Annotated in this window: 20 protein-coding genes and 1 tRNA gene; 14 read left to right on the forward strand and 7 right to left on the reverse strand. The window is 42.9% G+C overall.

Translation table 11 applies throughout. The annotated features are described in order from the left end of the window. The first annotated feature begins 25 nt into the window (after positions 1-25). The 13 genes from NCI00_RS01650 (at position 26) to NCI00_RS01710 (ending at position 14422) form a co-directional block, all read left to right on the forward strand. Positions 26-1495 carry a hypothetical protein gene (locus tag NCI00_RS01650; RefSeq protein WP_253524305.1) on the forward strand — a complete coding sequence of 490 codons (1470 nt, stop codon included), beginning with the start codon at positions 26-28 and terminating at the stop codon, positions 1493-1495. A gap of 88 nt (positions 1496-1583) precedes the next feature. Then, positions 1584-1910: a helix-turn-helix transcriptional regulator gene (locus tag NCI00_RS01655; protein ID WP_253524307.1), complete on the forward strand. Its 327-nt coding sequence runs from the start codon at positions 1584-1586 to the stop codon at positions 1908-1910. Positions 1911-1914: 4 nt separating this feature from the next. Beyond that, entirely contained in the window at positions 1915-2379 is a 465-nt protein-coding gene (locus NCI00_RS01660) for a hypothetical protein (RefSeq protein WP_253524309.1), read from the forward strand. A gap of 232 nt (positions 2380-2611) precedes the next feature. Next, entirely contained in the window at positions 2612-3880 is a 1269-nt protein-coding gene (locus NCI00_RS01665; RefSeq protein WP_253524311.1) for a hypothetical protein, read from the forward strand. Between the two features lie 463 nt (positions 3881-4343). Then, the gene (locus NCI00_RS01670) at positions 4344-5927 is read left to right on the forward strand and encodes a type I restriction-modification system subunit M (RefSeq protein WP_253524313.1); all 1584 of its coding nucleotides are present in this window, start codon (positions 4344-4346) and stop codon (positions 5925-5927) included. Further along, positions 5917-7047: a Fic family protein gene (locus NCI00_RS01675; RefSeq protein WP_253524315.1), complete on the forward strand. Its 1131-nt coding sequence runs from the start codon at positions 5917-5919 to the stop codon at positions 7045-7047. The genes NCI00_RS01670 and NCI00_RS01675 overlap by 11 nt, the downstream gene beginning before the upstream one ends. Before the next feature lie 156 nt (positions 7048-7203). Beyond that, entirely contained in the window at positions 7204-8307 is a 1104-nt protein-coding gene (locus NCI00_RS01680; RefSeq protein ID WP_253524318.1) for a restriction endonuclease subunit S, read from the forward strand. A gap of 30 nt (positions 8308-8337) precedes the next feature. Continuing rightward, positions 8338-8922, forward strand: a complete 585-nt coding sequence (locus NCI00_RS01685; RefSeq protein WP_253524321.1) for a hypothetical protein — start codon at positions 8338-8340, stop codon at positions 8920-8922. Positions 8923-9080: 158 nt separating this feature from the next. Next, complete coding sequence (locus NCI00_RS01690; protein WP_253524324.1) at positions 9081-9509, forward strand: hypothetical protein; 429 nt, start codon at positions 9081-9083, stop codon at positions 9507-9509. 62 nt (positions 9510-9571) lie between these two features. Continuing rightward, positions 9572-10042, forward strand: coding sequence for a helix-turn-helix domain-containing protein (locus NCI00_RS01695; RefSeq protein ID WP_253524327.1), 471 nt, complete (start codon positions 9572-9574; stop codon positions 10040-10042). A 6-nt stretch (positions 10043-10048) separates the two neighbouring features. After that, positions 10049-10540 (forward strand): hypothetical protein, encoded by a 492-nt coding sequence (locus NCI00_RS01700; protein ID WP_253524330.1) that lies wholly within the window; start codon positions 10049-10051, stop codon positions 10538-10540. 48 nt (positions 10541-10588) lie between these two features. Continuing rightward, on the forward strand, positions 10589-11146 hold the full coding sequence (locus NCI00_RS01705; protein ID WP_253524332.1) for a hypothetical protein: 558 nt from the start codon (positions 10589-10591) through the stop codon (positions 11144-11146). Positions 11147-11185: 39 nt separating this feature from the next. After that, positions 11186-14422, forward strand: a complete 3237-nt coding sequence (locus tag NCI00_RS01710) for a type I restriction endonuclease subunit R (protein WP_253524334.1) — start codon at positions 11186-11188, stop codon at positions 14420-14422. A gap of 87 nt (positions 14423-14509) precedes the next feature. Here NCI00_RS01710 and NCI00_RS01715 read toward each other — a convergent pair. After that, a tRNA-Arg gene (locus NCI00_RS01715) sits at positions 14510-14581 on the reverse strand. 258 nt (positions 14582-14839) lie between these two features. Between NCI00_RS01715 and NCI00_RS01720 the strand changes: the two genes are divergently transcribed. Continuing rightward, complete coding sequence (locus NCI00_RS01720) at positions 14840-16504, forward strand: amidase (protein WP_253524336.1); 1665 nt, start codon at positions 14840-14842, stop codon at positions 16502-16504. Between the two features lie 49 nt (positions 16505-16553). On the opposite strand, the gene NCI00_RS01725 is transcribed toward NCI00_RS01720, so the two are convergent. The 6 genes from NCI00_RS01725 to NCI00_RS01750 form a co-directional block, all read right to left on the reverse strand. Further along, a complete protein-coding gene (locus NCI00_RS01725; RefSeq protein WP_253524339.1) occupies positions 16554-17333 on the reverse strand; it encodes a DUF3050 domain-containing protein in 780 nt (259 codons plus the stop codon). Between the two features lie 112 nt (positions 17334-17445). Next, positions 17446-17829: a LytR/AlgR family response regulator transcription factor gene (locus NCI00_RS01730; protein WP_253524342.1), complete on the reverse strand. Its 384-nt coding sequence runs from the start codon at positions 17827-17829 to the stop codon at positions 17446-17448. A gap of 315 nt (positions 17830-18144) precedes the next feature. Next, a complete protein-coding gene (locus NCI00_RS01735; protein ID WP_253524345.1) occupies positions 18145-18522 on the reverse strand; it encodes a LytR/AlgR family response regulator transcription factor in 378 nt (125 codons plus the stop codon). A 456-nt stretch (positions 18523-18978) separates the two neighbouring features. Next, entirely contained in the window at positions 18979-19581 is a 603-nt protein-coding gene (locus tag NCI00_RS01740) for a c-type cytochrome (protein WP_253524348.1), read from the reverse strand. A gap of 57 nt (positions 19582-19638) precedes the next feature. Next, on the reverse strand, positions 19639-20388 hold the full coding sequence (locus NCI00_RS01745; protein ID WP_253524350.1) for a DUF5602 domain-containing protein: 750 nt from the start codon (positions 20386-20388) through the stop codon (positions 19639-19641). A 393-nt stretch (positions 20389-20781) separates the two neighbouring features. Then, positions 20782-22663 (reverse strand): right-handed parallel beta-helix repeat-containing protein (locus NCI00_RS01750; RefSeq protein ID WP_253524353.1); only part of this gene is annotated, 1882 nt, incomplete at its 5' end.

The raw sequence follows: 22663 nt of genomic DNA on the forward strand, positions 1-22663 counted from the left end.
TTTTAAATTTTACACACATTAAATTATGTTAAAGTTTAAGAAAATAAGAATAGATATTCTCAGTAACCCTTCTATCCCATTCCAACTTAGTGATTTTTTCAATAGTTTATTTGGTCTGTTTATTTGGGGAGACAATACTGTGTATGAAGAAAAAAACGAAAAAACTCCAAGCAAAAATAGTATTCTTCTAGGCTCAACATTACAGGGAATAAGAGTTCTCAAAATGGACTCCCATGACAAATTAAATGAAATTGAGAAAGTATTATTTTATATGTTATTGATGGATGCATTAATGAGAGATGGTCTTCCAATTAATACGCAAAAAATTGACTCAACAATAGAAAAAATCCTACAAACTCATATATTTTGTGCTAATCCAGATATAGAAATTATCAATATAAAAGACGTGATAGAAAGGTTTGTGAAGATAAAACCTAATTTTTATCAGCAAGTAATACTTGATTTTTTGACTCAATTACGAGACTTAATTGCTGACGAAATAGGTTTAAAGCCAATTCTTCTAAGAGAATCAGTTATTAGCAACGATAATAGCGCAGAACCGAAGAGTCTTATATCAGAAGGAGAAAATAAACTTATCAATTTTATCAAAAAATCTACGAAAACAGATAATCAACATTGGATAACTGAAGTAGTTTGCAAAGAGTTATCCGACAATAAAGAGACATACGAAATAATCAATGAGGACTTTGTGATAGATGTAATTGAAGAACTATTTGTTTTAAATAGATTTTATTTAGGTAGAATTTCAGTATCTCTCTCAGATGAAATTTTTCAGGATGAAATTAAGGGTCAATGGAAATTAAATGATAGTGAATTATTAGGGTTAAGTCTCTCAAGGAAACAACAACTAATAAAAATAACCCATTTATCTCTCGAAGATAAGAAAAAAATAAAATTCCTTGCAGATTCCCTTGATAAAAATGATTCCTCGAATGCACAGACTTTAGATTCGCATTTGGAATGGTGTAGAGATTTCTTTGAATTGGAATCGTTGAATAGCAAAATGAAAAATAGTATAGCTCAGGCTGAATTATTAGAAAAAAAAACAAGTGAAGAGTTTAGGCTTATTTGCCGTGCCAAATTTTTCAGGCAGTTCTTAGAATTTCTTAAAGCAAGAATTCAGCCTCAAACTAAGAAAGAAAATGCTCCCCCACAAATCAAAAAAGGAACACAGTTTTATCTAATGATTTATGTTTTAGGAAAAATGGGAATTGTAGAGGAATTTCCTATGGATGGCACTTCTACCGATGAAGTAAAAGAGAAAGTTTCAAAAGCCGCAATAGAAGGAATGAAAATGCCAAATGCTGGTACCGAATACAAAATACGAGTTATCGTAGATTATCTCCGTAATAAAAGAATAAAACCTTTTGCAAATAAAGATATTGTAAAGAAATTTTTAGTCTTCCATTATCCTGACAGAGAAGCTGAAATCTCAGCTATTTTACAGAATTTGCCATCTAGCAATAAAAGGTGAAAAAAGGTGAATTCACCTAAAATTCACCTTCAACATTACTTTATTCCTTTGCATCACATCGGGACAACATCCCCCGAAGTCATGCAAAATGATAACTTCACAAACTTTATTGATGCCTTTCGACGCTGAGGCGAGGGCAGAATTAAAATCAATCTTCAAGGAGGCAGTTAAAGAAGAACTGGCTAATTACATCCCTCCTGCTCCTCAAACACTGCCTGAATTTTTAACAAGGCAGGAAACGGCTGATTTATACCGTATTTCACTTGTCACCCTGCATGAATGGGACTGCAACAATCTTATCCCTAAAAAGGTGAAGATTAACGGGCGTGTGCGCTACCGCCGAGATGAAATTTTGGCTACGATGGATACCACCAAGCAGTTGAAACACAAGAAAAAAGTAAGCATGGAGGGCTGATAGTATGTCAAAACAGAAAACTGTCAATCAATTTGCGCGGTATGATTCATATACCTACCGCCTCAATCCTGAAAATGGGTATTACACAAAAACGTCAGGAGATCAACGATTACCTGACCAACTTCGAACTGAATCAGTCAGAAGTGAGGAAAAATACAAATACTTTAATGTAACTGAGTTTCTCACTTCTCGTCAGGTAAACGGGGTCACTCCCCTCAAAACAGGCCTTCAAAGATGTTCTAAAACCCGAAATTTCTTTTCAGGAGATATAGATGACGGCAACGGAGGAAAGTCGCTGGTGGCCATTGCATTCAGTTTAGACAGGAAAATGCTGCGCGTTTTTGTCTTTTTGAGATTCTGGAAACCTCACACGGGTCCCCGTCTGCGCTATGTGGAAGACTTTTTGACATCTTTTTTTAAAAACCAACCCCAAGTTACTCGTCCCGAAAACAGCCAACCTGCGAGATAAAATACGGTTCCGATAAGTTCGTATCAAGTTACTCCCCAACAGCAGGAATTCCCTGTTTTATCCACCCTTTTATTTTCTAAAACAATCCCATTGGCGAATGGCATCAGCGATTCGTAAGGAGAGGGTTTGCCCATAAAAACAGTTTCTGAGAGGATTCTATGGGTAACTGATAAAAACCAAAAGAAGGGAGCGCATAGGGAGGCACTCCCTTCTTTATTAAACTACACAAATCATGATTGATTATGTAAAAACAGTGGTCTACTCAAAACCTCTAGCCCACCGACTGAGCGAACACCCCCTGTGGCCGAAAGAGGAAACAAAAGGAACACGGGCCGGGCATTTGACTATAAAAAGAATTAGTCAGTCAGGGCGGATAGAAATACAGGGGAGTTTGCATTATTATAGGCATAACCACAATTGGAATGACTTTACCTACCCTGAACTGGTAGAAACCATTGACGAAATAACTTCCAAATTAGAAATTGAACCTCAACAGGCGATATTGGCGAACTTGGAATTTGGTGTAAATCTGCCCTTATATTTCGACCCCTCTGATTTTTTAAAAGACCTTATTTTATACAAAGACGAACCCTTTAGGCGAATTACGGCCAGTAGCGGCCAAAAAGGCATTTGTATGGCTGCTACCAAAAACAATTACTGGATTAAAATTTATGAAAAGGAAAAACACTTGAGAATCCTTCGTTTTGAAGTTCACTATCGCAAAATGAACGCGCTGAATCAGTTAGAAATTACTACGCTGGCCGATTTGATAAAAATCGACAAATTGGCGCTGTTAGGTAAGCTCTTACTTGATTGTTGGAGTGAAGTAATTCTTATTGAACTGTTGGATCTAACGCTCTTATCCGAACCTGAACGCAAGCAATACAAACGCGCAATTAACCCACGCGAATGGTTGACACTTAATAGAAAACAGCGGTGTGATCTCAGAAGAAAATACCATGTTCTTATTGACAAGTACACGGGGGGCGGACGCAAAAAAGAATTCGAGCAAATGCTACGAGACAAGTGGAAGCAGTTGATGCAGAAGGGCACAACTGGTAACGTTTTAACCGACAGCAATTACCCAAAAACTGGTAACATTTTAACCGACCCCAAAGAACCTGCAAAGGAACATTTTGACCATTTAGGTAAAGGGGTAAAATGCTCCCAGAGAACCCTGTGTCCTATCACTGGCTGGGATATTTCCCATCAACAGAAGGGCAGTAAATTTGTTAGTGCTAAAACCGTGGAGCAACATCCTGATTTAGCGGAAGAATTAGGCAACGGCCGACGACTGCACCGACGGAAGCATCAGGACATATCAGAGGCAGAACGGCTGGCCAAACGTGTGAGAAACAAAGACAGTAATCCCCGTAACAATCGACGTCGGACGGTCAGAAGAAAGTATGGCAATGTAGCTCAACTAACGTTGATACCTCTTGAAGAAATTTTCTCGGAAGAAACCAAAAATTATCTTGCCTATTTTAAAGGTAGGAAGTAAGATAGTAATTGTAAATATATAATAGGAATCTGTACAATAATTGAAGTTATAAATGGTGCTTCAATGCAGCTTTTATATGTATCAAAGTAGGTTTACACCTATGCCAGAGGAAGTATATTTGGTAAATATTGTCATTTCTATCCCCCGTTTTTCTTGAGTATCAGCACACAAAAACCAGTATTTTCACGCAAAATACTGGTAATTTAACCATTATAGGCCGTGTGCACTGCCTCTAAAAAAAAAATATGTTGTACACATGTCCATTTTTTTTACTTTTTCTACCCCCTCCCCCACACAGGCCAGGGTAGGTTTAAAAATGGCAAGTGTCCTGGCTCACACGGGCTAATAGTTATAGACACCCTGCCAATGCCGCCTATTCTGTGATAAAACCACTATATTTTGCTAATATTGAAAATCAATTGCAGAAGGCTCCAACGCTCATTTTTATTGATTTGATTACTAAATGGCTAAAACACAAAAAGAAACCACCGAAGAGAAATTAGAAGTAAAACTTTGGAAAACGGCCGATAAGCTCCGCAAAAACATGGACGCTGCCGAATACAAACACGTAGCCCTCGGCCTTATCTTCCTCAAATACATCTCCGACGCCTTTGACGAACTCTACCAAAAACTCAAAACTGGTGAGGGCGAATACGAAGGTGCCGACCCCGAAGACTGCAATGAGTACATGGCCGAAAAGATATTTTACGTTCCTCCTTCAGCTCGTTGGTCTTGGTTGCAGGGCCGCGCCAAATTGCCCACCATCGGCACCGACATTGACGACGCCATGGACGCTATCGAAAAAGATAACTCTTCCTTACGGGGCGTACTGCCGAAGGTCTTTGCTCAGGAAAAATTGGACAAAGGCTCATTGGGTGAAATGATTGACCTGATCGGTTCGGCGACGATTGGCACACAGGAAGCCCAAAGTCGCGACGTGCTGGGGCAGGTATATGAATACTTCTTAGGGCAGTTTGCACTGGCCGAAGGCCAAAAAGGAGGGCAGTTTTACACGCCCAAGGGCATTGTGCAGTTGTTGGTCGAAATGCTCGAACCTTATGAAGGGCGCGTTTTTGACCCATGCTGCGGCTCGGGCGGGATGTTTGTGCAGAGCGATAAATTCATCAAGAGCCATCAGGACTATTACCGCAAAACGGGCAAAAAGGCCGACCTCAGCATTTACGGACAGGAGAGCAATCAAACGACGTGGCGGTTGGCCCGGATGAACCTAGCCATTCGCCAGATAGACGCGACCAACGTAAAATGGAACAACGAAGGGTCTTTTCTGAACGATGCCCACCGCGACCTGAAGGCCGACTACATCATTGCCAATCCTCCCTTTAACGTGAGCGACTGGAGCGGGGAACTCCTCAAAGACGATGCCCGCTGGAATGTATTGGGAGAAAAACTTGTACCCCCAGTGGGCAATGCCAACTTTGCGTGGATGCAGCATTTTATTTATCACCTTGCCCCTACTGGCACCGCCGGGGTAGTTTTGGCGAAAGGCTCCCTCACCTCACGCACCAACAATGAAGGCGAAATACGCAAGGCACTGATCGAGGCGGGTATGATAGACTGCATCGTAAACCTTCCCTCCAAACTTTTCCTCAATACCCAAATACCCGCCTGTTTGTGGTTTATGGGACGCAACCGGGCCGCCGATAAATACCGCGACCGCCACAACGAAATCCTGTTCATCGACGCCCGGCACTTGGGACACTTGGTGAGCCGAAAAAACCTCGAACTCTCTGACGAAGACATTGCCCAAGTAGCCAATACCTACCATGAGTGGCGCAACCCCGACGGCAACTACCAAGACGTACAGGGATTCTGCAAGGCCGCTACTCTCGATGAAGTGCGCGACCTTGGCTATGTACTCACCCCCGGCCGCTACGTAGGTTTGGCCGAAGAAGAAGATGAGTTTAATTTTGAGGAACGTTTTAACAGCCTCAAAACCGAATTGGAAGCACAATTGGCGGAAGAAGAGCAACTGAACAAATTGATTCAGGCGAGTTTGTCTAAAATCATTATTCCTGATGGCAAATAATTACCAAATACCAAAACTTCCTTTAGGACAGGATATAGAGACGAAGGCCGTTTTGAAGCAGGCGGCCAAAGCTCACCGTCGGCTGGCGGAGTTGAAAGGAGTAGCATTGACGATTCCAAACGAACAAATTCTTATCAGTACCCTTACTTTGCAGGAAGCGAAAGACAGTTCTGCCATCGAAAATATCATCACAACCCACGATGAAATTTTCCGGGCTGAACTATACATAGAAAACCTGCGCAGCCCTGCGGCCAAAGAAGTTCAGAACTATGCCAATGCCCTGAAAAAAGGGTTTGCATTGGTCCGAAAAAACAAAATCCTGACGACCTCTTTTATATTACAGATTCAGGAAGAACTCGAACAAAACAAAGCAGGATTCAGAAAACTACCCGGTACAGCCCTGAAGAATCAACAGACAGGAGAGACCGTTTACACCCCTCCCCAAGACTACGATACCATTGTGGATTTGATGCAAAATTTGGAAATTTTCATCAATGACGATACCCTCTCAGACCTTGACCCACTTGTCAAATTGGCTATTATTCATCATCAATTTGAGAGTATACACCCTTTTTATGATGGAAACGGACGCACCGGAAGAATAATTAATATCCTATATCTGGTTACTCAAAACTTGTTAGAATTACCTATCCTGTACCTAAGCCGTTATGTTATTGAGCACAAAACCGACTATTATCAACTATTGCAACAGGTAAGAGATACGCTGGAATGGGAAAATTGGCTCCTGTTCATCCTGAAAGGCATTGAGGAAACTGCTATCAAGACCATTATTTTGATAGAAAATATCAAACGGTTGATGATGGACTACAAACAACGCATCCGTACTCAGTTTCCAAAAATTTATAGCCAAGAACTGCTCAATAATCTTTTCAGCCACCCTTACACCAAGATTGAGTTTGTGGAAGAAGCCCTTGGTGTAACCCGTCAAACAGCATCAACGTATCTAAAAGAACTGGTAGAGGCTGGGTTTCTAACAATGTTGAAAATTGGCCGAAGTAACTTTTACCTAAACCACCTCTTGTTTGAAATGTTCTTGGATGCTCCTAACCTCTACAAACCTCATACCCCTGCCATAGAGTCAGTACAGGTACAAGATTAGAGGTAAAAAATTGAGAAATTTACCCATATCTCCATAATGTGTTAAAAAAAACAAAAAATTTTAACATATCATCGGGATACGTTAAAAATGTCAACAAATGTTGACATATCTCAAAGACCCGTTAAAAAATTAGAGAATTGTTAACTAATACGATCAATGAATCAGTGGAAAGAATATAAGTTGGGGGAGATTGTCAAATTCGGTAATGGTAAAGAAAGGCCGAAATCAGGCGGTTCTATACCAATATTTGGCGGTAATGGTATTTTAGGCTACTCAGATAGGTCTAACTACGATGGTGAAGTCATAGTAATTGGCCGCGTAGGTGCATATTGTGGTTCAGTTTACTATGAGAATAGACCTGTTTGGGTTTCTGATAATGCCTTGGTAGCCAAACCCAAAAACGAATTTAATACCAAGTTTCTTTACTATTTTCTAAAAAATCTGAAACTTAATGAATATGCTGAAGGTTCAAGTCATCCACTTGTAACTCAGTCGTTATTAGGTTCTATTGAAGTATGTATTACAGATAATGAACCCGAACAGCGCGCCATTGCTTCGATATTAAGCAGCCTCGACGACAAAATAGACCTGCTCCACCGCCAAAACGCCACCCTCGAAGCCTTAGCCGAAACACTCTTTCGGCAGTGGTTTGTGGAAGAGGCAGAGGAGAGTTGGGAGAAAGGGAGATTGGGGGATTTTGTTGAGCTGAACCCTAAACGAACGTTAAAAGGAGGTTCTGTTGCTCCTTACCTCGAAATGAGTAATGTAAGCAATCAGGTCTATCATCCCGATAATTGGTATGACCGGGAATTTTCTTCGGGAACAAAATTTATAAATGGTGATACCCTACTGGCAAGAATTACCCCCTGTCTTGAAAATGGTAAATCTGCTTATGTCGACTTTTTAGAAAATGAACAGGTTGGTTGGGGCTCAACTGAGTATATTGTAATGCGCCCAAAACCGTTCCTTCATACATTTTTCAGCTATGTATTAACACGTAACGAAGACTTCAGAAGTTATGCCATTGCAAGCATGGTTGGCTCAAGTGGAAGGCAAAGAGTAGATATAAATAGTCTGGCTGATTATGAAATAAGTTTGCCAACCCACGAAACCATCGAAAAATTCAATTCCTTTTGTGAAGATTCTTTGCAAAAAATGAAGCATAATCACATTGAAATCCGCACTTTAACACAACTACGCGATACGCTCCTGCCTAAATTGATGAGTGGAGAGGTGCGGGTAGGTGAATCATCAAACTAAGCATAAAGACCCACTCAACGAATGAAAAATATGGGCTACCTATTGATTGTCTTAGGCATTGCCGCCATAGGCGTAGGCCTCCGAATAGTATTGAAAAAGGAAGAGCCGCCTCGTCCAATACAGGAAGCCACAAAACAGGAGAAGGCCGAACTGCCAGAAAACAAAGCCAAAGGGGACGCATTCGAGGCGTTTGTGGTCAAGTCTTTTTCTCCCAAGTACTTCACCCTGCAAGAATGGCGCAGCGATAAATACGTAGAGGGCCGATATGCTGTTTCCAATCACTTCCCAGATTTGGAAGTACAGTTTGAGTTGCATTCCAAAGGCATCAAAGATGTGTTTGCGGTAGAGTGCAAATGGCGTCAAAATTACTACAAAGGCGGCGTAGAATGGGCCCAAAACTATCAGGTAGAGAAGTACAAAGAATACGCCCAAAAGTCGGGGGTTACGGTTTTTGTCGTCATCGGCATTGGGGGCACTCCCGATCAGCCCAACGAACTCTACATCGTACCGCTAACCTCTCTGACCAGTAACACCATTTCAAAAGATACGCTAAGTCAGTACAAAAAAGAAAAAGGAATGTTTTATTGGGATGCGGAGGAGAAGGCGTTGAAGTAGCAAAGAAGAGTAGTCAGTATGCTGGATAAAGTGTAAATGGGTAAAATTGGGGACATTTTAACTAAGTTGTGGAAATGACTCACCAAAACCACTAAATAATTTATTAAAAACATATTTGGTATTATATTTGCATAATAATTAATCAATAGCTTAATTTTGTGGCACTAAGAGCGTGTAAATTGTTGTTTAGTAATCAAACAGGAAAACGGGCTATTTTCATTGATACTGAAAACGAAGCTGAAATAATGGCGTATTTGACTTGTTCTCCCAAGCATATAAAAAAGTATAATCATATAATACATCATATCTTAGAAGGACTTAAAAACACAGACCTCTATGATAAAGAAAATATCAATGAGCAATGTCGCGATGTTACGGCCATGAAATTCTTCAAAGGTGGCTCCAACGACCGTATTTATTGCAAAGAAGTCAAAACAGATGAAGGCGTTTTTGTTGTTGTCGCAGCGCGATTACATGAAAAAAAGAAATCTCAAAAAAACTCAAAACGCGAAATTACCGAAATCGAGATAGTAGGTCAATACGAGTACAAACCTACTATGCCTCCTCCCAAAACATCTGTCAGATGAAATACTGCTGGGAAAGTAGTAATTTATGAGAACCTATCAACCTACAATTCAACATTCAAACTATGAAATTCAACGAAAAATATGTCGTAGCGGAAGGCTATGAACATCTTTTCGATTTTGCCGAAGATGATCAAATCGAGATAGACGCTCTTTGGATGGCCGCTCAGTTCTTAAGTACAATTCAGAATGAGATGGAAACACAGGGGATCAACCGCAAAGAGTTAGCAGCAAAGATTGGTACTTCGGCAAGCTGGCTCACTCAACTTTTTAGAGGCGATAAAATTCCCAATTTTGAAACTATCGTCAAATTACAAAATGCCTTAAATATTGAATTTGAAATCAAACCTAAAAATGAAGTGGTTTCAGTAAGCTATCAAGAGCAGGAACCCGAACTGGTCAAAACCCTTTCTAAGCACCAGCCTTTTCAAGGTTTGTGGAAAGATTTATCGTATGGCGCTAAGGTAGACTATGACCAAGGCGACGAGGTTTGGGAAGAGCCCTCGCGCAATAAAACAACTTTGAAATATGCCTAATTACCTATGAAAGCAACTAAATCACCGTTGGTTCTTGAAGCCTTCTTTTTGTTGGAAAATCGTTTTAAGTTCGTTCAACTGGAAGAACCTTTGGAGGATGTGCAATCAGCCCTATTTGATAAATACGGCATTGACATAGATTTTACAACGAGGGTAATATCTCCCGAACATGATCCTAAACAGGTTTTTGACGTATTTACCAAAATAGGCATCAATAACCTTAAACAACCCTTGGCGGGTTATTCCATTTTCTTGGAAGGAGTAGGCCGTTATATTTTGGACAAAGGAGCTGTTCCTGAAAAAGAAGTTGAAAATCTTAAAAATTTATCAGCACTAACAATGTCAATTGGGCTGTTAAGAGGGATTTTGATGGATATTACTTCTAATGCACCAATGGGTAAATACATTTTACCTTCCATTGCTGTTTTTGACTTAATAAAAGAGAAAACGAACCGAAAAAAGAGAAAATCCAAACCAAAAAACAGCATAGAGGAGTAGGCAAGACCTACTCTTTTTTTTCACCAAAATTGTCTGTTTTACTATAAAATGCAGATAAATTCCAACCGATTTTTTAACGAACTTGAGGCAGAACGATTAGCTCAAACACTATTCACGTTTTGGCCTAAAGGCACAGACATGCGTTGGTTCTACCTTGCATATCAGGCACTTGAAAAATCAGGCCTTACCTACTTCGAGAACGACCTGGAAGAAATGATGGTACGTGAACGAATTGTATGGCTGTCGGTATACTATTACGAATTTTGCTATCAAACTGCCTTTCATGAAAGTCCGTTTTTTCAACCTTGGAATTTCCGAGTGATTAATGAGGTAAAAAGAGACTTGCAGAAACGAGAAACAGAAGTCTATAAAATACATGAGGCTCTGAATAAGTACTGGGGTAATGAAAGGCGGATATTTGCGGAATTATGGATTAATTGTGAAGAAGGAGCCCAAAACATAGTAAAAAGGCTGGAGGATAGCACTTATTGGCATGACGGTATAGTGAGCGAGCATATTATACTTAATTTCAATATGGAAAAAGGGTTGGAGTGGGTCATTCGTCAGGAATGTTCTTTAGAGTATTATAAATCAATTAGGTATTAATATATACATACATAAGCTATATACAATAGAAAAACATTCATGGACGCTCGCCTCAACGAAAATGAAATCGAACTTGCTACACTCGAAGACCTCAAATTATTAGGGTACGAATATATTCGTGGGGGCAGCATTGCACCTGACAGCCCAGCCGCTGAACGCCAATCGTTCAGCGATATAATTTTAGAAGGGAGGTTGATTCAGGCTATCCAACGCCTCAATCCTGATGTGCCAGTACAAGCCCAACAACAAGCCTTACGAGAGGTATTACGTATCAAATCTCCTGATTTAATTGCCGACAACGAAGCCTTTCATAAGTTGCTGATAGAGGGTGTACCAGTCCAATATGTCAAAAAAGGTGTGGAAAAATCAGACTTGGTCTGGCTGATGGATTTTGAGGACTGGACCAACAACCGTTTTTTGGCAGTAAACCAATTTGACATTACTGAAACTAATGGCAGAACTCACTCAAAACGTCCCGATATACTGTTGTTTGTGAACGGCATTCCAATGGTAGACATTGAGCTCAAAAATGCAGTAAATGAAACTACCACCATTCAAAAGGCATTTAATCAAATTCAGACCTATAAGGCCACCATACCGAGTTTGTTTACTTACAATGCCTTCTGTGTTATTACGGATGGATTTGAGTGCAAGGCAGGCACAATTTCGGCAAATGAGAGCCGTTTCCTGCCATGGAAAACCGCTGATGGTAAAACCGAAGCCTCCAGATTCAGACCCGAAATAGATACATTAGTAAAAGGAATGCTCAACCCCGCTACTTTGATTGACTTAGTGAGAAACTTTATTGTTTTTGAAAAGTCAAAAAAAGAGGACATTGAGACGGGTATTATTCAGGTAGAAACCATCAAAAAAGTAGCGGCCTATCACCAATACTACGCCGTCAATAAGGCCGTAGAAAGTACAAAACAAGCCTCAAATATCGGAGGTGACCGTAAAGGCGGCGTAGTATGGCACACCCAAGGAAGTGGCAAATCCCTCTCAATGGTGTTTTTTACAGGCAAATTGGTATTGAGTCTTAACAATCCAACGGTAGTTGTTATCACCGACCGCAACGATTTAGATGATCAACTCTTTGATACTTTTGCCAACTGCAAGCAACTTCTTCGTCAAACACCTATTCAGGCTAAAGACCGAGGGCATTTAAAGGAGCTATTGAAAGTGGCATCGGGAGGTATTATTTTTACTACAATTCAGAAATTTGTTCCCGAGGCAGGCAGTGCAGAATATGAGCAACTTTCCAACCGTAGAAATATCGTCGTTATCGCCGATGAGGCTCACCGTACACAATACGGATTTGAGGCAAAATTTGTCGATGTCAAGGATAGAGAAACCAAAGAGGTCGTTGGCAAACGCATTGCCTATGGTTTTGCCAAGTACATGCGTGATGCTCTGCCAACGGCTACTTATATTGGTTTTACAGGTACTCCTATCGAAAATACCGATGTCAATACGCCAGCGGTGTTTGGCTCCTACATTGACATTTACGACATTGGGCAAGCAGTAGCCGACGGTGCCACCGTCAGGATTTACTACGAGAGTCGGTTGGCTAAAGTCAGTCTGGATGAAGAGGGAAAACGGTTAATTGAGGAATTTGACAAAGAATTAGAGCAGGACGAACTTTCCGAACAACAGAAAACCAAAGCCAAGTGGGCAAGGTTAGAAGCCATTGTAGGCAACAAAAACCGCCTTCAAATCTTAGCCAAAGACATGGTTTATCACTTTGAACAACGTCAGGCTGTTTTTGAAGGGAAAGGAATGATTGTAGCCATGAGCCGCCGAATTGCCGTAGCGCTCTATGAGGAAATTATCAAAATAAGACCAGAATGGCACAATGACAGCCTCAGCAAGGGGGTTATCAAAGTAATTATGACAGCCGCCAGCGACGACGGTAAGGAAATGGCACTGCATCATACTACCAAGTCAGAAAGAAAGGCCTTAGCCGACCGTTTGAGGGACGAAACCGACCCTCTCAAATTGGTCATTGTACGTGATATGTGGCTCACGGGTTTTGATGCTCCCTGTTTGCATACCTTGTACGTTGATAAACCCATGCGCGGTCATAGCCTTATGCAGGCCATTGCCCGCGTTAATCGTGTTTTCAAAGACAAGCCAGGCGGATTGGTCGTTGATTATTTAGGTATCGCAACAGACTTAAAAAAGGCGTTATCGTTCTATTCTGATGCAGGAGGTAAAGGCAACCCTACGGAAACTCAGGGAAAGGCCGTGGAAATACTACTGGAAAAGGTAGAAGTGGTCAATCAATTATTCGGGGAAAAAAGTAAGTCCCACCACGCTATTATTGCAGAAGAGCCGGTAGCTTACTATGAAAACAGCACCAACTTCAATTACAAACGTTTTTTCAACGTAGGACCGAAAGAGAAGCTGTCTATTATTCTCCAAGCAGAAGAACATATTTTAGGGTTGGAAGACGGTAAAAAACGGTTTATCAACCAAGTAACCCTATTAAGCCAAGCCTTTGCCTTAGCAGTCCCTCACGAGGCCGCCTTAGCGGTAAAAGATGAGGTAGCGCTCTATCAGGCAATCAAGGCACGATTGGTGAAGTTTGAAGGGGGAACGAATGGCCAATCTAATGCCCAACTTGATACGGCAATTAAACAGATTGTGGATGAAGCATTGAGCTCTGACCAAGTCATTGACATTTTCGGAGCGGCAGGAATTCAGAAACCTGAGATTTCTATTCTTTCAGAGGAGTTTTTGCTCGAAGTCAAAGGAATGAAGCATCAAAATTTATCCCTTGAGTTATTGAAAAAAATCCTGAATGATGAAATCAAAACAATAGCTAAAACAAACGTAGTACGCAGTACGGCACTGTTGGAAATGCTCGAAGGAGCCATCAAGAGATACCAAAACAACTTACTGACCACCTCTGAAATTATTCAGTTTTTGGTGGATGAGGTAGCTAAACGAACCCGTGAAGAATCTTATCGTGCCGAACGGCTGGGATTCACCAAAGACGAACTTGCCTTTTATGACGCTCTTGCCGAAAATGACAGCGCCTCAGACGTATTAGGCGATCCTCAACTCAGGATAATAGCTCGTGAAGTAGCCGAGAAAGTAAAGGCAAATGCAACGATTGATTGGACGATTCGAGAGAGCGCTCGTGCTAAACTCATGGTGATTGTGAGGCGTACCCTTAACAAATACGGGTACCCACCTGATAAACAACCCAAGGCGATAGAAACCGTTTTGAAACAGGCGGAGCGATTAGCTGATTTTTGGACGTTAAGTTTGTAATTATCTAAAAACGTCACCTGACGCGTCACCTGTAAAAAAATAAACTCGTTAACTATCTGACAGTTAACGAGTTATTCACCAAAGTTGTGCACCCGAAGGGACTCGAACCCCTATCGATGGTACCGGAAACCACAATTCTATCCATTGAACTACGGGTGCAAAATATGTCAAAAAAACGAAAATACTCGAAACGAAACGTCTTACCGCCCTATCGACGATACCTAGAACATAATTTTACCCACTGAACTACGGGCACAAAATATGTCTTTTGTTCTGAGCTGAATTGAAAGTACCTTTAATAGCCAACAATCCATTCAAACGGGCTGCAAATATACAATATTGTCTTAAATTGCAAACACGTTCTATCCTTATATTGTTACTATTATTACTTCCATTCACTCATCAACAGAACTTTACATGAAAAAAAAAATTTACGTTCTTTTTGCCTTTGTTGCCTGTGTGGGTAGTTTTTTTCTCGGAACAGCCTACCGAGCAGCCGACCAACCCATTACTGCCGATATTGCCAATTATGCTTCCAAAGTATTTGGCCTTGAATTTAGCCCCGCCGAACGTGACTCACTGCTCGACAATCTCAACGACCAACTGAAAGGTTTCGAACGGGTTCGTAAAATTACTTTGACCAACGACGTGGCTCCCGCCCTTCTTTTTGACCCCGTTCCCGTAGGCTTCGAGTTTGAAAAAGTGAAGAAACCATTTAAAGTTAGCCCCTTGGGCAAGGTATCGTTGCCAGCGGTGCGAGATAGCCTAGCCTACTATACTGTGGCGGAGCTAGGTGAATTGATTCGCACAAAACAGATTTCGTCCGTGGAACTTACGCAATTTTTTCTGGCGCGTCTCAAAAAATACAGCCCTACCCTGCTAAATGTGATTACACTTACCGAAGATTTAGCGTTGGCTCAAGCCACCCGCGCCGATGCCGAACTCAAAGCAGGCACCTACCGTGGCCCATTGCACGGTATTCCTTACGGAGCCAAAGATTTATTGGCAAAAAAAGGCTATCCTACCACTTGGGGCTCTAATATTTACAAAAATCAGCAACTTTCGTACGACGCTACGGTCATCCAAAAACTCGAAAAAGCGGGGGCTGTATTGGTTGCCAAAATGTCGGTAGGCGAATTTGCCATGGGAGATGTATGGTTTGGCGGCAAGACCCGAAACCCCTGGAATACCCAAGCGGGTGCCAGCGGCTCTTCGGCGGGCTCAGGCTCGGCGGTTTCGGCGGGTTGTTTGCCCTTTGCCATCGGCACCGAAACCCTCGGGTCGATTGTCTCCCCCTCCACCGTCAACGGAGTCACTGGACTGCGCCCCACCTTTGGACGAGTGAGCCGCTTTGGTGCCATGGCCCTCAGCTGGAGTATGGACAAAATCGGCCCCATGACCCGCTCCGTGGAAGATTGTGCGTTGGTATTCAACGCCATCCAAGGCCCTGATGGTCAGGATGCTACCGTCAGAGATGTACCTTTTAATTATGAGCCATTAAAAACCCTGAAAGGAACGCGCATCGGGTATCTGAAAAAGAGCTTTGAATCCAATTATCCCAACCGCGCCAATGACTCAATCACTTTGGTCAAACTTCGCGAACTAGGGGCCGAGCTTGTTCCGTTTGAGCTTCCCTCCTATCCCGTGGGTGATTTGACCATCACCATCGGCGTTGAAGGCGGGGCTGCGTTTGATGAACTGACCCTCACCAACAAAGACGACCAAATGGTGCGTCAAAGCAAAAATGCGTGGCCCAATGAGTTTCGCTCTGCTCGGTATATCCCCGCCATCGAGTACGTGCAGGCGCAGCGTGTGCGGACCAAAATGATTCAGGATTTGTACCAAGTGCTGAAAAAAGAACGAATTGAGGTGTACATCACGCCCACCTACGCGGGCGGAAACCTGACCTATACCAACCTATCGGGCCATCCCAGCATTTGTTTGCCCAATGGATTTAACCGCAACGGAATGCCAACGAGCATCACATTTACCGCACAATTGTACAACGAAGCCAAATTACTGGCAGTAGCCAAAGTATATCAGGATGCTACTTTTTGGCACAAGAAACATCCCAACATTTAAGATTATGTAGCAACGAAAAAGGGTTGACATCTGTCAACCCTTTTTCGTTTTATGCCAATTCTAAGGTTAAAATCTGGTCATATACGGCGTCCCAAAGCGCTATTCGACTCTTGAGCGCAGCAATGGCACTTTCGGTAGCCTCTTCCCACTTCAGAGGGTCAGTTCCGCAGAGTTCTTCCACCATCTGCATCGCCAAATGACTGTGGTGATCACCATCTACCTCGATATGACGCTCCAAATAATACTTAAATTTGGCTACGCGCGCCGAATCCTCCCCGTTCCATTCGTTAATAAACGCCAAAAACATATCAGGAATTAAATCCTCCCGCCCAAACGTAAAAACGGAAGCCACCACGTGTGGTTTTTGGGTAGCAATAAACGCAAACGTTTGTTGGACAAACTCCTGCGTGCCTGCTACTGCTCCTGTTTCAGAGAGTGCATTTATCAGCGTTTTTCCCTCCTGTAGCCCCTGTATCAAGGCTCTAATGGCGGCCGTATCAGCACCCATTTGTTGCATAGCGGCCAAATAAAGCTCAAAATGACTCATACGAAGGCCTTTTTCGTCCACGTCGCTTTCTTCTCCAATCACGATTTCGTTGATTAAATAACGCGTATTAGCACTCCCTACGGGCATCCATGGCACTTTTACACACGTAAGGGACTGTTGAAGGTCTTTTAACAAAGACATGAAATCCCAAACGGCAAAGACGTGATTTTCGGCAAAAATCCGAAGCTGCTCTATCGTCTGAACGCTTTTGTAAATGGGGTGGCGAACCAGTTCTTCCCGAATCGGGGCAATTTTCAGTTGTAGTTGTTGAATGGGCGTCATGCTGTACTGTGTGTTTGTCTTAACTCTTTAGGTATAAACACTAAAAAAAGAAAAAGTTCTAAAAAAAGACAATTTCAGTAGTACATACGAATCAGGCCCTCAGTAGATGTTTTTAGGGGTTAAAAATTATTTGATGCATTTCGAATAGCTTTCTCAACGTATTTCTTCTTCGACGCGCAATTTCTACCACTTCTCCGTTGGGAAAAGTAACGATACTAAAGCGTTCGATTATACACTCCTGCAAACAATCTAAATTTACTAAATACGACTTATGAATTCGAACAAACCCATACCACTCCAAAATTGAAACATAGCTCCCCAACGGCAAAGAAGTCAGGACCTGCTCCCCTGTTTTTAGATGAAATAGGGTATAATTTCCTTGAGCCACCAAAAACGAAATCTGCTTAGGGTTAATCGTATTTTCACCATTTTTGGTTTGAAAACGGGGCAAATACACTACATTTTCAAAAGGAGTAACCCCAGGAAAAGTATTCATTTTTGCTTCTTGTTTATTTTGCAACACCTGTAAAGTTTGTCCGCTACAAAGGACATAACGCTATCATTCGCAGCACATTAAAGAGCATAAAATTATAACAAAAATGCTGCCAGTTTACTCCTACAGCAACTCCCTATCATACCACAAAGGCAGTAAATACAAGTAATTTTTATGCGTCTTTAAGACTATACTTCCCAGTATTAGGTCACTTATTCCCCATAAAATGTCATAATTAAGTGTGATTCAACCGATAGGAAAGTGATTGGTCAGAGGCACAGCGCTGTCCCGAATTGGACATATAAGTTGCTCAACTCATCAAGAAGAAAGCCTTTGACTCTTAACCTTTTTTTTCAACTCTAAATAGCGCCGCCGAGCCACCTCAATGACACTCCCGTTGGGCAACTTCAAGGCTCTGTCAGGGCGCAGTCGACAGTTTTTTAGATGATACCCATTCACTAAATGAGACTTATGAATTCTGATGAAGCCATATTGCTCTAATAATTCGACGTATATATTCAGCGAATGAGACGTAATCACCTCCTCGCCGTCTTCCATATAAAACTGGGTATAGTTACTTTTTGCACTCAGGTACACGATTCGACGCAGGTCAACCACCCGCTCGCCTTCCTTGGTTCGAAAGCGCGGCAATGCCATTTTGCTTTCAGAAGGCACAACACCTAAAAAAGTATTCATCTCCTCTTCCGTATTTAAGTTAAATTAAAACAAACCATCAAACAAGGGATTTTCTGTGGCCATACCCCAAAAAAGCAATGACGTCGCCTGACTATATCAGCCCCGAGGCGATTGTCTTGGTGGAGTACACGCCAAAAACACAGAGCTGTTGAAGCCTGTGGCGTTAGAAAGCATAACCAACGGTATCATCATGCCCCTTACTAGGGCAGAGCACAGTTTAGATGCGAGGCTCGGTGGGCGCTAGATGCGCTAGTTCGGGTTGCCTCAGGCACCCAAACGCTCGGACTCAAAAGCAAATCCGAAAGGAAGTGAAACATTTTTTTCATTGGTAGAAAAAGGGTGATTTAAATTAAAATGGTAGTATGGTAAAAGGAGGCGGGCGATGATTTGTGAATCGCTCACCCTTACCTCCTTCCCCTTTCTACCACGAAAGATTTTTAGGGCATCAACAACACGTTAGAGTTGAGCCAATTTGTCTGGCGAAATGGGCGCAGGCACCGCATTTTTGACTGGTTTAGTGCTTTTCAAATACTTAAATACCGCCTCAATATCTTCTTCGGCCATATTTGTATAGTTTACCCAAGGCATGGGCGGCAAAAGCGGACGCGCGGTGGCTAGCCCTTTGGATTTACCTTGGGTCAAGGCCGTTTTGAATTGCTCGTATGACCACGTACCGATACCTGTGGCATCAGAAGTAAGGTTGGCCGAAAAGCTGACTCCCCAAGGCCCTACACTCGCGGTGCCGTCGGGGCCAAACAACATCCAACCACTCTTCAATGCCTCTGGCACTACTTTCCCAATGGGTTGGTCGGCGGGGTGACCCGAAAGATGCAGTTCAGGAATGATTTCGGGGCCTTGCGCTCCCATTCGTTTGGGGGAATGACAATCCTGACAGCCCATAATGCCTACCAGGTATTCGCCGCGTTTAATGATTGCTTCTTCAGATTTAACGGCCGACGTTTCGGCTTTTGCGAGATTCTCCGAGTTTGCGGTACAACCAATCAAAACAGACGTACCAAATAAAGCAATGGCAACAATGGCATAATGTGATTTTTTCATAATACCGATTGATAAAAAGTGTACGAAAAAATGGGTTGTATAAAATGCGTCGGTATGTTATTGCATCATCATCAAATCTTCGAGACTCACCACAATGTCGTCGCCTACCTGCTTGATGCTGTACTTCATCGGGTAATATCCCGCTTTGGCAAACTTCGCGGGTAGCGGCATGGCTTTTGTAAGATTAGGACTGCTCTTCAGAAACTCATGCGTGACCATCGGCTCCATAAAAGTCAACTTTCCGTCGTAAGAACCATAAATCAGCGTTTCGGCAAATTTGCCTTTACCCGATAGTTCAGGAGATGCGGGATCGGCCCAGTGAACACCCATTTCAGGCACCCCTGCTGGCAATCGGATGTAATTGCTCGGGATAAAACCCACCGCTGGCAAATTATCAAACTTAGCAGGAGCGAGTTCATACAACGGAATGGCCTTGCGTTCGGCTAACGGCTGTATATAAAAGTGCATGTCAAAATGCGCTACATCGTACACCCCTGGAGGCTCATGGCCCGTGTGCAAATAATCCAGCATGATATGGTCAAAGGGGGTCTTACCAACGGCTTCGGCAGGAAGGTTAAGTACCAAAGCTACACCTCCGTGGGGGAGGTTATCCAAGGCACCTTTGGTGAGCGTGAAGCCGATAGAAGTCGGGATGTTGTCGGCCGAAAATTTCACCCACGAGTACGCTTTACCGTTGCCGAGGGTTTCTTCTTTACCGCTAAAAGTCGTGGCAACGGGTTCATTGTTTTTGTCGCAACCTGTCAAAAACAACAGGCCCAACAGCGAGAATGTCAATAATTGTTTCATGTTATTGTACTTAATTGTTTAGTAAATAATAGTGGAAATGCACTTCCAATCCTGCGATAGAATGGTGAAACAAAATTGGCCGATATTGACAGGTAGGTGTTAGCACAAACTGGACTTTCTCTTCCTCATTCTGGACCACAAACGAAGCAATGGCAAAGGCTCTCAGAATAGCCGCCAATTTCGCTTCCTCATTTCAAACTTTCTTTTACTCATTTTGAACAAAAACAGAAAAATAGCTCGGTTTAGCCACTTTTTGTCTCAAAACCAACGTCAAAAATTTTATGATTAAATGACAATTTTGGGGATAGTTTGAACCATCAACCCACAAAAAATAGGCTGTCTCAAAACACTGAGACAGCCTATTTTTTGTGGGCTTAGTAAGCTATTGATTTACTAATTGGGACAGTCACCAATGACGACCTGAAAAGTAGTACCTGCTGCGCTGAAGCCCGGCAGGAGTGTCACTGACTGACTTCCTCGGTACTCCACCGTCGCGCCTGATACCTGATTCGTAGCCGTGATTCGACCGCCTGTTTTTAACACCGTTCCGCCCGTTATCGGCTCGCTCACGCTAAGCATGGCAGGGCCAGCGCCACCTGTGCTTTGGCTTTCATAACATCCCATGTCGACAATCGCCAAGCCAGTAGTATAAGGACGAACATTGCCGTCCAAATCCAGAGGCAACGTACTCGCCGCATTGTCGCCTGCATTAATTGCGGGCGAACACGGTTGCAAGTGATAGTCTCCCAAATTCACCGTCGGTGCCAGGCCACTTGGTGTTGCTTTGATAAACAATGGATTTTGGTTCAGGTTGCCAGTACCAGCAAATCCACCTTCCACAATGCTGTATCGAATACTGATACCAGGGGTTGTTTGAACACCGCTATTGCCCCACAAAATACTGTTTTGCAACGTCCCCGAAGAATTCGAGTTAAAAATCCCTCCTTGCGTACCGTTAGCGCTTTGATTCGAAGCAATCGTACAATGGGTCAGTATCGGTGCGCTGTAATTGAGGTACAATCCCCCGCCTAAGCCTTTATTGGAAACAATCAGTAAGTTTTCCAAATGTGGACGCCCTGCATTTTCCATATAAATCCCGCCCCCGAAGGTCGCTTCGTTGCCAGCTACAATGCTGTTCGTGATGCTTACCTCGCTGCTATCTCTGAGCAAAATCCCGCCGCCGCCAATGGCCCGATTGTTGGTAATCAGGCAGTTCGTTATCAAACCTTTGCTCCTGTTGATTACCAGTATCCCACCTCCCGACGACAGCAAGGACGGTTGATCTAAACTTGCGCCTTGTGCCGCTACGTAAAAATCAGCGTAACCCTTTTCAATCACAAAACCATCCAAACGGGTTGTGTCATTTGTGGCACTCAATACAACCACGTGGTTTACGTTGTCGGTCAAAGATGACGTACCAATTTCTCCACTTAAAATCGTCTTTTGCGTATTCCAATTTCTTTGACTCAGCTCAGTTTCTGTTCCGACAAACCCTCCGTAAACCTGTACGCCCGAAGGAATCTCAAAAACATCTTTGCGCAAAGTTCCAGGTTTGTAGGTACCCGCCGCAACCCAAACTTGAATATCTCCTCCTGACAAAACCGATGCCGCACTCAAGCCCGCTTGTAAATTTGCAAAAGCTTTCGACCAACTGCTACCATCCTGACTTGGAGACGTATTTGAACCATTGACGTAAATGATTTGGGCAAGATTCGGGACAATAATGGCAACCAATGCCGTATCTGTCACCTCTGCACAGCTACCGCTGGCGGCAATTGTATACGTTACTGTGTAACTGCCAGAAGAACTGGTGGCTAAATTGATTTCTCCCGTTGATACGTTCAGCGATAACCCTGACGGAGTAGCACTGAAAGCTCCACCCGCCGTACCCGTGAGGGTTACCGTCGCTGTGCCTGTATTGGTGTAGGGACTGCCCACATAGCTTATCGTGGCCGTTGGTACGGGCACCGCATTAATCGTCTGCGAAGTCGACGTCGCTACGCACGTAGGATTGCTTTGCAAACGAACGCTGAAAGTGTAGTTGGCAGGAGACAACATTGAAAATGTATTACTAAATTGCCAGTTCATGCCATCTTTGGAGTATTCCAAAGTGCCCGAGCCCGTGGCGTTGACCACTACTGTGCCCGTTAGTAACGCGCAAGTGGGCTGCGTCAATGTCACGCCTGTCAGCGTCGGTGCGCCTGGAACGGTATTAATCGTCTGCGAAGTCGACGTCGCTACACACGTAGGATTGCTTTGCAAACGAACACTGAAC

This window comes from Runella salmonicolor (genome assembly GCF_024158025.1).
Classification (GTDB): Bacteria; Bacteroidota; Bacteroidia; order Cytophagales; family Spirosomataceae; genus Runella; species Runella salmonicolor.